Here is a 12996-nt window from a genome sequence, read left to right on the forward strand (position 1 = left end):
GTGGGAAGGTGGCGCCGAACTCGGCCGCCACCGCGGGAGAACCTGCCCGGGACCGGCCTGGGCGTGCTCATATTCAGCTAGTGAGGTCGACCGGATGGTGCTGAACCGCCTGCTCCGCGCGGGTGAGGGCAAGATGGTGAAGCGGCTGCGCAACATCGCCGATCACATCAACACCCTCGAAGACGACGTCAAGGACTTGACCGACGCCGAGCTGCGGGCCAAGACCGAGGAGTTCCGCAAGCGGAACGGCGACGGCGAATCCCTCGACGACCTGCTCCCGGAGGCCTTCGCGGTCGTCCGGGAAGCGGCCAAGCGGGTGCTGGGCCAGCGTCACTTCGACGTCCAGCTGATGGGCGGCGCGGCGCTGCACCTCGGCCAGGTCGCCGAAATGAAGACCGGCGAGGGCAAGACGCTCACCTGCGTCCTCCCCGCCTACCTCAACGCCATCCCCGGCAAGGGCGTCCACGTCGTCACGACGAACGACTACCTGGCCAAGCGCGACTCGGAGTGGATGGGCCGCATCCACCGCTTCCTCGGCCTCGAGGTCGGCGTCATCCTCTCGGAGCAGCAGCCGGACGTCCGGCGTGCCCAGTACAACGCCGACATCACCTACGGCACGAACAACGAGTTCGGCTTCGACTACCTGCGCGACAACATGGCGTGGAGCCTGGACGACTGCGTCCAGCGCGGCCACTACTACGCCATCGTCGACGAGGTGGACTCGATCCTGATCGACGAGGCCCGGACGCCGCTGATCATCTCGGGCCCGGCGGACCAGTCGTCGCGCTGGTACGTCGAGTTCGCGCGGCTCGTCCCGCTGATGAACGGCATCGACACCACCACGATGGGGTCGCGTGAGCGGGTCGAGAAGACGAACCTGATCAACTCGAAGTACCACTACGAGATCGACGTCCGGAAGCGCACGGTGGCCGTCACCGAGAAGGGCGTCCGGTTCGTCGAGGACCAGCTCGGCATCGACAACCTGTACGAGGCCGCCAACACCCCGCTGGTCGGGTACCTGAACAACGCGCTCAAGGTCCAGGAGCTCTTCCACCGCGACAAGGACTACATCGTCCGCAACGGCGAAGTCATGATCGTGGACGAGTTCACCGGCCGCGTCCTGCACGGCCGCCGCTACAACGAGGGCATGCACCAGGCGATCGAGGCCAAGGAAAAGGTCGAGATCAAGGCCGAGAACCAGACCCTCGCCACGATCACGCTGCAGAACTACTTCCGCCTCTACGGCAAGCTGGCCGGGATGACCGGTACGGCCGAGACCGAGGCCGCCGAGTTCCACCAGACCTACAAGCTGGGTGTGGTGCCGATCCCGACGAACCGCCCGATGGTCCGCGTCGACCAGGCGGACCTGATCTACAAGACCGAGGAAGCGAAGTACGAGGCCGTCGCCGAGGACATCGCCGAGCGGTTCGAGAAGGGCCAGCCGGTGCTGGTCGGCACCACGAGCGTCGAGAAGTCGGAGCGGCTGTCGAAGCTGCTGGTCAAGCTGAGCGTCCCGCACGAGGTACTGAACGCGAAGCACCACGACCGGGAGGCGCTGATCGTCGCGCGCGCCGGCCAGAAGGGCGCCGTCACGGTCGCCACGAACATGGCCGGCCGTGGTACCGACATCGTGCTGGGCGGCAACCCCGACCTCATCGCCGACCAGGTGCTGCGGGAGCGCGGCCTCGACCCGGTCGAGCACTCCGAGGAGTACGAGGCCGCCTGGCCGGAGGTCCTGGAGCAGGTCAAGGCCGAGTCCAAGGCCGAGGCCGAGGAGGTCCGCGAGGCGGGCGGGCTGTACGTGCTGGGCACCGAGCGGCACGAGTCGCGCCGCATCGACAACCAGCTCCGCGGCCGGTCCGGCCGGCAGGGCGACCCGGGCGAGTCCCGCTTCTACCTGTCGCTCGGTGACGAGCTCATGCGCCGCTTCAACGCGACGATGGTCGAGCGCGTCATGACGACCATGCGCCTGCCCGACGACGTGCCGATCGAGCACAAGATGGTCTCCAAGGCCATCAAGAGCGCGCAGACCCAGGTCGAGCAGATCAACATGGAGCAGCGCAAGGACGTCCTCAAGTACGACGAGGTCATGAACGAGCAGCGCAAGGTGATCTACGCCGAGCGCCACCGCGTCCTGGCCGGCGAGAACCTGCGCGACCAGATCGAGGGCATGCTCGTCGACGTCGTCAACGCCTATGTGGACGGTGCGACGGCCAGCGGCTACGCCGAGGACTGGGACCACGAGAAGCTGTGGACGGCGCTGAAGACGCTGTACCCGGTGAGCATCGAGTGGGACGACCTCATGGAGGACGGCGACCTCGACGAGAGCAGCCTGCGCGAGGCGCTGGTCCAGGACGCTCGCAACGCCTACGACAAGCGCGAAGCGGAAATCAACGCGCTCGTCGGCCCGGAGGGCATGCGGACCCTGGAGCACCAGGTGATGCTGACGGTCCTCGACCGCAAGTGGCGCGAGCACCTGTACGAGATGGACTACCTCAAGCAGGGCATCGGCATGCGGGCGCTGGCGCAGCGCGACCCGCTGATCGAGTACCAGCGCGAGGGCTTCGACATGTTCCGCGCGATGCTCGACTCGCTGAAGGAGGAGGCCGTCGGCTTCCTGTTCAACCTGCAGGTCGAGCGCGCCGAGGCCCCGCCGGCCGAGGAAGCCGCGGCGGTGCCGACGGGCGTCCCCACCGGCAACGGCCAGGCGGTCGCGTCCTCGGAGGGCCGGCACGCGCGTCCGGCGCCGCCGCAGCCGCCGACGACCGACACCGAGTCCGTCCCGGCCGCCCTGCGCGGCAAGGGCCTCGGTGGCGGTGGCCAGCAGCCGGGCATGACGCTGTCCGGGCCGGGCGAGGACGGCGAGGTCGAGTCCCACGCCGAGGGCGAGGCGCAGGCGGCGGGCGGTGGCGCCGGCGGTACCCGCCGGGATCGTCGCGCCGCCCAGCGTGACGCCGCCAAGAAGGGCAAGAAGGGCCCGCGTCGCTGACACGGGTGTGACCGGGGCGCGCGGCTGGTCCGCGCGCCCCGGTGTCATGAACGGGGGAGGGGCTTGGTGACGCCGGCGGATCCGCAGGAGTTCTTCGCGTTGTTCGCGGCCGAACGGCGGCCGGACCCGTACCCGGCGTACCGGCGGTGGCGCGAACGGTGGCCGGTCGCGGCCCTGAACGAGCGGATGTTCGTGGTGAGCGGCCTCGCCGAGGCGACGCAGGTGCTGCGCGACCCGGCGTTCGGGCACCCCGAACCCGAGTACCTGGATCCGGCGGACCGCCTCCCGGACCAGCCGGTCGACGAATCAGGACGCGTGGTCCGGGCGTTCCTCTCGCTGAACCCGCCGGACCACACGCGCCTGCGGCGGCTGGTGGCGAAGGCGTTCACGCCGCGGATGGTCGAGCAGCTCACGCCGCGCATCGAGGAGATCGCGGCCGCCCTCGTCGCCCGCGCGCCGGCGGAGTTCGACGTGATGACGGCGCTCGCGAAGCCGTTGCCGGTCGAGGTGATCGCGGAACTCCTCGGCGTACCGCTGGACGATCGCGAGCGGTTCGCGGAGTGGTCGCACGCGATGGCGCGGGCGCTGGACCCGCCGTTCCTGCAGCGCCCGGAGACGTTCGAACCGGCGGTCAAGGCCCGCCAGGCGTTCGTGGGCTACTTCCGTTCGCTGGCGGCCGAGCGGCGGCGCGAGCCGGGGGACGACCTGCTTTCGGCACTGGTGGCGGTGTCCGACGCGGGCGACGTGCTCACCGAGGGCGAGCTGCTGGTGACGCTCACGCTCCTGCTGATCGCCGGTCACGAGACGACGACGAACCTGATCGGCAACGGCGTCCTGGCGCTGCTGCGCGGCCCGGACGGCCTGAAACCGCTGGGCACGGACGGCGAGAACGCGGCGCGGGTGGTGGAGGAGGTGCTGCGCTACGACTCGCCGGTCCAGCTGACGGCCCGCACGGCCCTGCGCGACACGGAGCTGGGCGAGCTGGCGGTACCGGCGGGCAGCCAGCTGATCATGGTGCTGGGCGCGGCCAACCGCGACCCGGCAACCGGCCCCTCCCCGGAATCCTTCGACCCGGCGCGGGAGCCGGGCCGCCAGTTGGCGTTCGGCCAGGGCATCCACTTCTGCTTGGGAGCGCCGTTGGCGAGGTTGGAGGCCCGCATCGCATTCCGCGAACTGGCCCGACACCGCCCGGGCCTGACATTGGCGGGCACCCCGGAGTGGAACCCGACGGCGACCTTGCGCGGTTTGTCGACCCTCCCCGTGTCGAGCGGCGGTTAGTTCGAGCGCGAACCCGCGCCGATCCGGCCGGCGGCGGGTGGCCCGCGGTGTCGCGAATGACTCATTCGGGACCTCCGAGGTCCCGAATGAGTCATTCGCGACCTTCGAGGAGCCCGCCGGGACCCGAACCGACACGACTTTGCCGGAACCTGCCCGGGCCGCCGTTGTCGAGGCCGTCGGCGGTGAACGGCCGCTGCCTCCCCGCCTCACGCCGCCCGCCGGATCGGGTTGGCCGGCTGCTGCGGTTTCAACAGCGCGAACCGCACGCACCGCCAGCCGGTCGGGGTGCGGGTGAAGCGGGCCGCCAGTGCGAACGAGCGGCCGTCCGCCTCCACGCGGGCGCACGCCTCGACCACCTCCGGCGCCGGCGTGCACGTGTGGATCGTCTGCGTCCGGTGCCGTGGCCGCGTCCGGCGTGGCCCGATGAACCCCGCGTACACCTCCGGCGCCACCAAGGCGCGGACCTGCGCCGCCGGGCGGCGGCCGTCGTAGGCCTCCAGCAGCATGTTCAGCAGGTGGCCCACCTCGCCCGCGTCGAGCTGCCTCGGCGCCGGGTACCGCGCGTCGCCGCGGTGGTGCACGCTCGGTGTCCCCTCTTCCGGACGGTCCGCCCGGCGAGGCACCTCGCAGTGGACCAGCGTTCGCAACCGGTGTTCCTCGATCATTTCCTTCCCTCCCTGGCTCGGCATTCGCTTAGAGGGGGAACAGGTCCGAAAAGACACCGGAATCGCACGATCCGGGCGGAAACCGCCGAAGCCGTGGATTCCCGCCGGCCATTGCGGTAAACCCCCGCTCGGCGAGACACCGCGTCCCCGCCCCGGCTATGGTGTGCCGGATGCTGAAAGGGTTGTTGGTCGATTTCGCCGGCGTTCTCACCGATCCCGACGCCGGCCGGTTCTACGACTACCTGGCGTCCGCGCGCGAGCGCGGCGTCCGCACCGCGCTGCTGTCCAACGCGCCCCGGGCCTCGGACGAGGTCAAGAACACGATGTCCGGCTTCTTCGACGCCCTGGTGTTTTCCGGCGAGGTCGGCGTGGCCAAACCGGACCCGGCGGTCTACCTGATCGCGGCCGAGCGGCTCGGGCTGCCCGCCGCGCGCTGCGCGTTCGTCGACGACTCGGCGACGAACGTCCGCGGCGCCGTCGAGGCGGGCATGGTCGGGGTGCACCACCGGTCGGTCAGCGAGACGCTGGACGAACTCACCGTGCTGTTCGCGGCCGGGTGAGGGTCAGCGCGCGCGGCGGACCAGCTCGAACGACAGCACCGCGGCGGCGGCCGAGACGTTCAGCGACTCGACGTCACCCGGCATCGGGATGGACACCCACTCCGTGACGAGCTCGCCGACCTCCGGGCCGACTCCGGCCGTCTCGCCGCCGAGGACGAACGCGGCGCGCTGCGGCAGGTCGATGTCGAACACCGTCGTGCGAGCCGACGCACCCAGCGCGTAGAGCCCGTAGCCCGCTTCGGTCAGCATCTCCGCGGCCTCGCGCGCCGAGCCGCAGCGCAGCACCGGCGCCCGGAACGCCACCCCCGCCGACGCCTTGACCACCAGCGGGTCCAGTGCCGCGACGCCGCGCCGGGGCACGATCACCCCGTCCAAGCCGGCCGCGGTCGCCGTCCGCAGGATCATGCCGACGTTCGCGGGCGTGGTGATGCCGTCCAGCAGCAGCACCCGCGACGGCGGCCGCCGGTCGCCCAACGCCGCGGAAAGCGCCCGCATCCGCGGTGCGAGGACGTCGGCGAGCACCCCCTGGTCCTGCTTGCCGTTGCCGGCGAGCACCTTGACCCGGTGGGCACTGGCGCGCTGCACCGGCACGCCGGCCTCCTTCGCCGCGCGCTGGATCTCCGCCGCGCCGGGCCCGCGGGCGGTGTCGGCGAGGATCACCTTGTCCACGCGCAGGCCGTCGTCCGCCAGTGCCTCGAGCACCGGCTTCCGGCCGTACACGGTCAGGAAGCGGTCCTTCGGCGAGATCGTCGACTCATCACCCACACCCCGCAGTCTCGCATCATGAAAGGATCGGCCCATGCCCGACCGCCTTTCCGCGCTGGACGCCTCGTTCCTCTACCTCGAGGACCACGCGACCCCGATGCACGTCGGCGGCGTGGCGATCTTCGAGCGGCCGCGCTCCGGGTTCGGCTACGCACAGCTGGTCGACCTCATCGGCGGGCGGCTGGCCTACCTGCCGCGGTACCGGCAGCGCGTGCTCGAGGTGCCGGGCCACCTGGCGCGGCCGGTGTGGGTGGACGACGCCGACTTCGACCTGAACTACCACGTCCGGCGCTCGGCGCTGCCCCAGCCGGGCAGTGACGAGCAGCTGTTCGACCTGGTCGCCCGCCTGATGTCGCGGCGGCTGGCGCCGGAGCGGCCGCTCTGGGAGGCGTACTTCATCGAGGGGCTGGCCGGCGACCGGGTGGCGCTGGTGACGAAGACCCACCAGTCCGTTGTGGACGGTGTCGGCACGATCGACCTCGGCCAGCTCATCCTCGACCTGGAGCCGGCCGAGCCCGAGCCGTTCGAGGACACCTGGACGCCGCGCCGCGAGCCGAGCCGCACCCAGCTGGTGCTGGACGCGATCAGCGAGGGCGTCCAGCGGCCGGGCGAGGTGGTGGAGAACGTCCGGTCGGCGGCGAACGACGCGTTCGCGGCGGCGGGCAAGTTCGCCGAGACCGTCGGCGGGGTGGCGTCGACGCTGCGCACCCTGGTGAGCCCGGCGCCGCCGGGACCGCTGAACGTCCGGGTGTCCGGCGGTCGCGTGTTCGCCGTGGTCCGCACGCGGCTGGAGGACTTCCGCAAGATCCGCGCGGCGCACGGCGGCACGGTCAACGACGTCGTCCTCGCGGCCATCACGGGGGCGCTGCGCGAATGGCTGCTTTCGCGCGAGGTCCAGCTCACGCCGGACACGACCGTCCGTGCGCTGGTGCCGCTGGCGGTCCGCGACGCCGAGACACCGGCGTACTCGACGCCGGGGCTGGTCGGCAACCAGGTGGCGGCGTACCTGGTGGACCTGCCGGTCGGCGAGCCGAACCCGGTCCTGCGGCTCCAGCACATCGGGCACGCGATGGCCGAGCACCTCGATTCGGGCCGTTCGGTGGCGGCCCGCGGCCTCCTCAAGGTCGGTGGCTTCGCCCCGGCTACGCTCCATTCGCTCGGCGCGCGAGCGGCGGGGTCGCTGTCCGGGCGCATCTTCAACGTCATGGTGACCAATTCACCGGGCCCCCAGGTGCCGATGTACGCGGGAGAGGCCAGACTGGTCGAGATGTTCCCGGTGATGCCGCTGATGCGCACCCAGGCGCTGGCGATCGGGGTGACGTCCTACCACGGCGGCGTCTACTTCGGACTGAACGGCGACCGCAAGGCCGCGTTCGACGTCGATCTGGTCGCCGGGATGATCGAAGAGTCCTTGGAAGAGCTGAAGGGTGCGCACTGGTGAGGGTTTATCTGCCTGCGACCATCGCGATGCTTCGCGACCTCGAGACATCGGGGGAGTTCCGCGCCCGCAGCGGAACGGCCTTCGCGCTGACGCCGGCGTTGCGCGAGGCGTACTCGAGCGGGTCGGACGAGGAGCTGGAGTACGCGGCGTTGCTGGACGCGGCCCGGGCTTCGTTGCGCCTGATCGCGGCGGAGGAGAAGGGCGAACCACGCCGGGTGGTGGTGTCGGCGGACGTCGCCGGGGTGACCCTGCGCCCGGACCTGGACGCACCGGTGGTGCGGATCGGCGGCCCGATCCCGCTGTCGGCGGTGGCGGCGATCCACGTGGACGCCCCGGAGGCGGCCGAGGCGGTGAGCGCGGCGGCGGCGGTGATCGACGCGGCCGACCTGGGGGATCCGGACGCGGAGTTCACTTTGGGGGACGCGGAGGACCACGAGCTGGCTTGGTACGCGCCGCAGGAGCTGCCGTTCCTGCTGGAGCTGCTCTGAGTCTCCTACCTCTGCCTCTACCTCGTCGAGCTGCTGCGCGAGTGCGGCGCCGGCCACACCAAGGCTTCGGCGGGGGATGTTGTGGGGGCTTGCGGGCGGGGCGCAACGAGCTGGGGCTTGTCGGAGCCGCCCGGCCGGACCGCACGGTGAATGAACAACTCCTCCCCGGCTGATGAGGACGGCATGCGCAAACGGGACGGCATCGGCGGTTGCGCTGTGCTGCTCGTTCTCGTCGCGATGATCGTGCTCGTCCTGGGTGCCCTGGTTTTCGGCATCATGACCGCGACGGATTACCTCCCTCGTCACTGAGGGCGGACGAGGGCGTCGTCAGTCCGCGGACCCTTCCGTGCGGAGCCGTGGCCGACCGCGTGAAACGGCCTGGCCGCGCAACCCTGACTAGCCGACCTCGCCCGCGGGCGGCGGCTGGACGTCCACCGGTGTGCCCCAGTCCGAATAGCGCGTGGTGATGCGTGCTTCCGAGCCCGGCAGGATCGGGGACAGGTCCAGCCTGATCTGCAACGGCCGGTGCGTCTCGTCGAGCCACAGCTCCACCGGGAACTTGCCGCCCACCCGGCCCGCCGCGTCCGCGGGCAATCCGGCCGGCAGGTCGGTGCCCAGCCGGGCGAGCTCCAGGTCGACGCGGTAGTGCTCCGCCGCCACTCCGCCCAGGTCCGTGCGCTCGGCCGCGACGATCGTGCCCGCCGTCCGGATTTCGCCGAGGGTGTGCGCCGGGTCGTTCTGCGCGGCCAGCTGCGTCAGGCTGGCCCCGAGGACCTGGGAAAACGGGTCCGTGCCGTCCGCCGCGACCACCACCCACGGCTTGCCGGTGCCGACCTCGTCGCGCGAGCCTTCCGGCACCTTCGCGTACAGCTTCCCGGCCACCAGCCGCAGCTCCACCGGCTCGCCGAGGAAGTCCGTCGTCATCACCTGGGCCGTCCCGCCGGCGCCGAACCGCGCCAGGCCCTGGCCCTTCGACCGGACCGAGCCGACCGCGACGTCCGTGCCGAACTTCGCCGAGCCGCCGCTGGTCGTGGCCGCCGTCGCGGCGTCGGCCAGCGCTCGCGCGTCTTCGAACGCCGGACGTCGCGGCGGGTCGGTGCACGCACCGGCGAACAGGGTGAACAGCAGCACCACGGCGGCTTTGCGCATGACGCCAACAAAAACACAGCGGCTCCCCCGATCTCGTTCGGGGGAGCCGCCGCTACTGTGCCGGTAGGTACTGATCCGGCCACCGCCACGGCCGGGTGACTTTGCCGCGGCGGTCACGTGCCGCGCGCGGACCGGCCTGCTTTCGGCCGGATCAGTACTCAGCGTCGTCCGGTCAGCGACCGGCCTTCTTCATCAGCTCGCCGAGGTCGACGACCTGGTCGGCGGGCGGCGCCGTCACGTCGACCTGGGTGCCCCAGTCGCTGTACTTCATCGTGAACTTCGCGTCGCCGGCCGGCGCGCCCAGCGCCTGCATCATCGGGCCCTGGTCCATGGTCACCTGCACCGGCAGGTTGTCCTTGTTCAGCCACAGCTCGGCGGGAAGCTTGACGTCCTTGCCCTTGAGCATGTCGGTGAGCTTGTCGCGCGCCGCGGCCGGGACCTGGCCGGTGAACTGGTCGACGGCCTTGGCGACGTCGAGCTCCACCTTGTAGTGGTTGACCTTCTCGCCGTTCAGCTCGGTCTGGTCGGACGAGATGATCCGGCCCGCCTTGGAGATCTGGTCGAGCATCTTGCTCGGGTCGCTCTGCTCCGCCGACTGCGACAGCGCGCCGCCCAGCGCCTGCGAGAACGGGTCGTTGCCGTCGGCCGAGATCTTGGCCCACCCCTTGTCCGTACCCAGCTGCTTCTGCTCGCCGGCGGGCAGCTTGATGTACATGACCTTGTCGACCAGGCGCATCTCGGTGGTCTGCCCGGCGGCGGTGCTCGTCATCGAGAACCGGGTGTCCGTCTCGTCCATCGCCATCGCGCCGGTGGCGCTCAGCGTCTGGCCGGCGGCGGAGCCCTCCATGGTGAACTTCGCCGACTTCGACTTCACGGTGTTCTGCTTGGACGCCGACGCCAGCTGGATCGCGTCGGTGAACGGCGAAGCGAGGCCCGCCGACTGGCTCTGCCCGCCCGCGGCGGCCGGTTCGGCGGTGCCGGTGGCGGAATTGCCGCTGCACGCGGTCAGCGTGAGCACCAGCGCGGCGCCCGCGGCGACCAGAGTGGTCTTGCGCATTGAGTTCCCCTCAGAGTCGGATCTTCCGCTCGGCATATCGCCTGATCGGGTGTTTGGTTACCGATATGACGGAGACGATCGGCGATCGGTTCCCGGTTGTCTCACGTCTCAGTGGCGCGGGTCACATCGTGGCCGCCACGTGACGCCAGCAGGCGCCGCAGCGACGCAAGCCGCTCCGGGCTCGCCTTCCCTTCGGTGACGACGTCGTCGAGCGCGCAGCCCGGGTCCTCGGGCGCGCCCAGGTGCCCGCAGCCGGACGGGCACTCCTCGGCGGCCGCGGCGAACTCCTCGAAGGCGTCCACGATGTGGTCCGCCGTCACGTGGGCCAGCCCGAAGGACCGCACCCCGGGGGTGTCGATCACCCAGCCGCCGCCGGGGAGCGGCAGCGCCACCGCGGCGACGGACGTGTGGCGCCCCTTGCCGACCCCGCTCACCACGCCGACGGCCAGGTCGGCGTCCGGGACCAGGCGGTTGACCAAGGTCGACTTGCCGACACCGGAGTGGCCGACCAGGGCCGTCAGGTGGTCCTTCAGCAGCTCGTCGAGGCCTTCGGGCTGTTCGTCGTGCCGGCTGACGATCACCGGGATGTCGAGGCCGGCGTAACCCGCCAGGAGCTCGTCCGGGCTGGCCAGGTCGGCCTTCGTCAGGCACAGGACCGGCTCGACGCCGCCCGCGTAGCAGGCGACGAGGCAGCGGTCGATGAAGCCGGTGCGCGGCGGCGGGTCGGCCAGCGCGGTGACGATCAGCAGCCGCTCGGCGTTCGCGACGACCAGCCGCTCGTACGGGTCGGTGTCGTCGGCCGTGCGCAGGAGCGAGCTGGTGCGCTCGTCGACGCGGATGATCCGCGCGAGGGTGTCCGGTTTGCCGGAGACGTCCCCGACGATGCCGACCCGGTCGCCGACGACCACCGGGGTCCGGCCCATTTCGCGGGCCCGCATGGCCGTGATCACCTGGGCCCGATCGGCGTCGATCGCGCAGGTCCAGCGGCCGCGGTCCTTGCCGATGACCATGGCCGTGACGGCGTCGGCGTGCTCGGGACGGCGCTTGCTGCGGGGCCGGGTGCCCTTGCCTGGACGCACCCGGACGTCGGACTCGTCCAGCTTGCTCCAGTCGTTGCGCGCCAAACCCGTCGTCCTCTCGTGTGCCGGTGCCCACCCGAATGATCCCACGCCGCTCGCCACGGCCCTGGCCTGCGTGTAACGATGGCACCCCGGACGCTGCGGCAGGAGGAGGTTGGCGATGTGCGGCCGCTATGCCGCCACCAAGGACCCGGCGAAGCTGATCGAGGAGTTCGACGCGATCGACCTCACCGAAGGCCACGCGCGCGCCGACCACAACGTGGCGCCGACGAAGAACGTGGTCACGGTCGTGCAGCGGCACCCACGTGACGAAGACGGCCAGGTCCTCGAAGACGAGCCCGCCGAGCGCTCGCTGCGGATGATGAAGTGGGGCCTGGTGCCGTTCTGGGCCAAGGACCCGTCGGTCGGCTCGCGGATGATCAACACGCGCGCCGAGACGGCCGCCGAGAAGCCGGCCTTCCGCCGCGCGCTGGTGTCGCGCCGCTGCCTGGTGCCCGCCGACGGCTGGTTCGAGTGGCGCCGCACGGGCAAGGAGAAGGAGCCGTTCTACATGACGGCGCCCGACGGCTCCTCGATCGCGTTCGGCGGGATCTGGGAGAGCTGGCGGCCGAAGGACGACGACAAGGCCTCGCCCCTGATCACCTTCTCGATCATCACGACCGATGCGGCCGGCCAGCTCACCGACGTCCACCACCGGATGCCGCTGATCGTGCCGCGCTCCCATTGGGACGGCTGGCTGGACCCGGACCGCGAAGACGTCACCGACCTGCTGGTGCCGACGCCGGACGACATCGTGGCGTCGCTGGAGCTGCGGCCGATCTCGAGCAAGGTGAACAACGTCCGCAATAACGGGCCCGAGCTGCTGGAACGGGTCGATCCGGCGCAAGAGGGCGCCCTGTTCGACGCGCCGAAGTCATGACGGCCATCCCGATCGAGACCGCCCACGGCCCGGCGCGGGTGTACCTGCACTGCGCCGAGGAGGGCGTGGCGGTGCTCATGCTCGGCCACGGCGCGGGCGGCGGGCTCGAGGCGAAGGACCTGGTGGCGGTGACGCGCGCGGCGCGGGCGGCCGGCGTGCACGTGGCGCTGGTCGAACAGCCCTACCGGGTGGCGGGCCGCCGCGCGCCGGCCCCGGCGAACCAGCTGGACACGGCGTGGCTGACGGTGGCGGACGAGCTGTCGGAGCGCTTCGACGGCCTGCCGTTCGTGTTCGGCGGCCGGTCATCGGGCGCGCGGGTGGCCTGCCGGACGGCGTCGGCCGGGCAGGCGGTGGCGGTGCTCTGCCTGGCGTTCCCGGAACACCCGCCGGGCCGGCCGGAGAAGACGCGCCAGCCGGAGTTCGCCGCGGTCGAGGTCCCCACCTTGGTGATCCAGGGCGAGCGCGACCCCTTCGGACGCCCGAAGCCGGGACCGCACCAGGAGCTGGTCCTGGTCGACGGCGACCACAACCTGGGCAAGGACCTGGAGTCGATCTCGCGCGCGGCGACCGAGTGGCTGTCGCGGGTGCTGCGCCCGCTGGCCTGAC

Annotated in this window: 13 protein-coding genes; 8 read left to right on the forward strand and 5 right to left on the reverse strand. The window is 71.4% G+C overall.

What is annotated here, in order from left to right:
• Positions 1–94: 94 nt before the first annotated feature.
• Positions 95–2989 carry a preprotein translocase subunit SecA gene (gene secA / locus AB0F52_RS21055; protein ID WP_360173325.1) on the forward strand — a complete coding sequence of 965 codons (2895 nt, stop codon included), beginning with the start codon at positions 95–97 and terminating at the stop codon, positions 2987–2989.
• Between the two features lie 66 nt (positions 2990–3055).
• A complete protein-coding gene (locus AB0F52_RS21060; protein WP_360173328.1) occupies positions 3056–4267 on the forward strand; it encodes a cytochrome P450 in 1212 nt (403 codons plus the stop codon).
• Positions 4268–4473: 206 nt separating this feature from the next.
• Here the strand turns inward: AB0F52_RS21060 and AB0F52_RS21065 are convergent, their stop codons facing one another.
• Entirely contained in the window at positions 4474–4932 is a 459-nt protein-coding gene (locus AB0F52_RS21065; RefSeq protein WP_360173331.1) for an Rv3235 family protein, read from the reverse strand.
• Between the two features lie 170 nt (positions 4933–5102).
• Here AB0F52_RS21065 and AB0F52_RS21070 point away from each other — a divergent pair, with 170 nt between their 5' ends.
• Complete coding sequence (locus AB0F52_RS21070; RefSeq protein ID WP_360173334.1) at positions 5103–5492, forward strand: HAD-IA family hydrolase; 390 nt, start codon at positions 5103–5105, stop codon at positions 5490–5492.
• A 3-nt stretch (positions 5493–5495) separates the two neighbouring features.
• On the opposite strand, the gene AB0F52_RS21075 is transcribed toward AB0F52_RS21070, so the two are convergent.
• A complete protein-coding gene (locus tag AB0F52_RS21075; protein WP_360173337.1) occupies positions 5496–6257 on the reverse strand; it encodes an RNA methyltransferase in 762 nt (253 codons plus the stop codon).
• Positions 6258–6291: 34 nt separating this feature from the next.
• Between AB0F52_RS21075 and AB0F52_RS21080 the strand changes: the two genes are divergently transcribed.
• The 3 genes from AB0F52_RS21080 (at position 6292) to AB0F52_RS21090 (ending at position 8495) form a co-directional block, all read left to right on the forward strand.
• Positions 6292–7698 carry a wax ester/triacylglycerol synthase family O-acyltransferase gene (locus AB0F52_RS21080; RefSeq protein WP_360173340.1) on the forward strand — a complete coding sequence of 469 codons (1407 nt, stop codon included), beginning with the start codon at positions 6292–6294 and terminating at the stop codon, positions 7696–7698.
• Positions 7695–8186 (forward strand): hypothetical protein, encoded by a 492-nt coding sequence (locus tag AB0F52_RS21085; RefSeq protein ID WP_360173343.1) that lies wholly within the window; start codon positions 7695–7697, stop codon positions 8184–8186. The genes AB0F52_RS21080 and AB0F52_RS21085 overlap by 4 nt, the downstream gene beginning before the upstream one ends.
• 183 nt (positions 8187–8369) lie before the next feature.
• Positions 8370–8495, forward strand: a complete 126-nt coding sequence (locus AB0F52_RS21090; RefSeq protein WP_360173346.1) for a hypothetical protein — start codon at positions 8370–8372, stop codon at positions 8493–8495.
• Positions 8496–8582: 87 nt separating this feature from the next.
• Here the strand turns inward: AB0F52_RS21090 and AB0F52_RS21095 are convergent, their stop codons facing one another.
• From AB0F52_RS21095 to rsgA, 3 genes are all read right to left on the reverse strand, one after another.
• A complete protein-coding gene (locus AB0F52_RS21095) occupies positions 8583–9335 on the reverse strand; it encodes a hypothetical protein (RefSeq protein WP_360173349.1) in 753 nt (250 codons plus the stop codon).
• 172 nt (positions 9336–9507) lie between these two features.
• Positions 9508–10392 carry a hypothetical protein gene (locus AB0F52_RS21100; protein ID WP_360173352.1) on the reverse strand — a complete coding sequence of 295 codons (885 nt, stop codon included), beginning with the start codon at positions 10390–10392 and terminating at the stop codon, positions 9508–9510.
• Between the two features lie 101 nt (positions 10393–10493).
• Positions 10494–11516: a ribosome small subunit-dependent GTPase A gene (gene rsgA / locus AB0F52_RS21105; protein ID WP_360173355.1), complete on the reverse strand. Its 1023-nt coding sequence runs from the start codon at positions 11514–11516 to the stop codon at positions 10494–10496.
• A gap of 115 nt (positions 11517–11631) precedes the next feature.
• On the opposite strand from rsgA, the gene AB0F52_RS21110 reads away from it, so the two are divergent.
• Positions 11632–12390: an SOS response-associated peptidase gene (locus AB0F52_RS21110; protein ID WP_360173358.1), complete on the forward strand. Its 759-nt coding sequence runs from the start codon at positions 11632–11634 to the stop codon at positions 12388–12390.
• The gene (locus AB0F52_RS21115; protein ID WP_360173361.1) at positions 12387–12995 is read left to right on the forward strand and encodes an alpha/beta family hydrolase; all 609 of its coding nucleotides are present in this window, start codon (positions 12387–12389) and stop codon (positions 12993–12995) included. The genes AB0F52_RS21110 and AB0F52_RS21115 overlap by 4 nt, the downstream gene beginning before the upstream one ends.
• Position 12996: the final 1 nt, after the last annotated feature.

Origin of the sequence: Amycolatopsis sp. NPDC024027, from assembly GCF_040638975.1 — a bacterium.
Taxonomy (GTDB): domain Bacteria; phylum Actinomycetota; class Actinomycetes; order Mycobacteriales; family Pseudonocardiaceae; genus Amycolatopsis.

Excerpts from the sequence above, each read along its gene's own strand:
- AB0F52_RS21100 (WP_360173352.1), bottom strand. The coding sequence starts at position 10,392 with ATGCGCAAGACCACTCTGGTCGCCGCGGGCGCCGCGCTGGTGCTCACG.
- AB0F52_RS21115 (WP_360173361.1), top strand. The coding sequence starts at position 12,387 with ATGACGGCCATCCCGATCGAGACCGCCCACGGCCCGGCGCGGGTGTAC.
- AB0F52_RS21080 (WP_360173340.1), top strand. The coding sequence starts at position 6,292 with ATGCCCGACCGCCTTTCCGCGCTGGACGCCTCGTTCCTCTACCTCGAG.
- AB0F52_RS21095 (WP_360173349.1), bottom strand. The coding sequence starts at position 9,335 with ATGCGCAAAGCCGCCGTGGTGCTGCTGTTCACCCTGTTCGCCGGTGCG.
- AB0F52_RS21110 (WP_360173358.1), top strand. The coding sequence starts at position 11,632 with ATGTGCGGCCGCTATGCCGCCACCAAGGACCCGGCGAAGCTGATCGAG.
- AB0F52_RS21065 (WP_360173331.1), bottom strand. The coding sequence starts at position 4,932 with ATGATCGAGGAACACCGGTTGCGAACGCTGGTCCACTGCGAGGTGCCT.
- AB0F52_RS21090 (WP_360173346.1), top strand. The coding sequence starts at position 8,370 with ATGCGCAAACGGGACGGCATCGGCGGTTGCGCTGTGCTGCTCGTTCTC.
- secA (WP_360173325.1), top strand. The coding sequence starts at position 95 with ATGGTGCTGAACCGCCTGCTCCGCGCGGGTGAGGGCAAGATGGTGAAG.
- AB0F52_RS21070 (WP_360173334.1), top strand. The coding sequence starts at position 5,103 with ATGCTGAAAGGGTTGTTGGTCGATTTCGCCGGCGTTCTCACCGATCCC.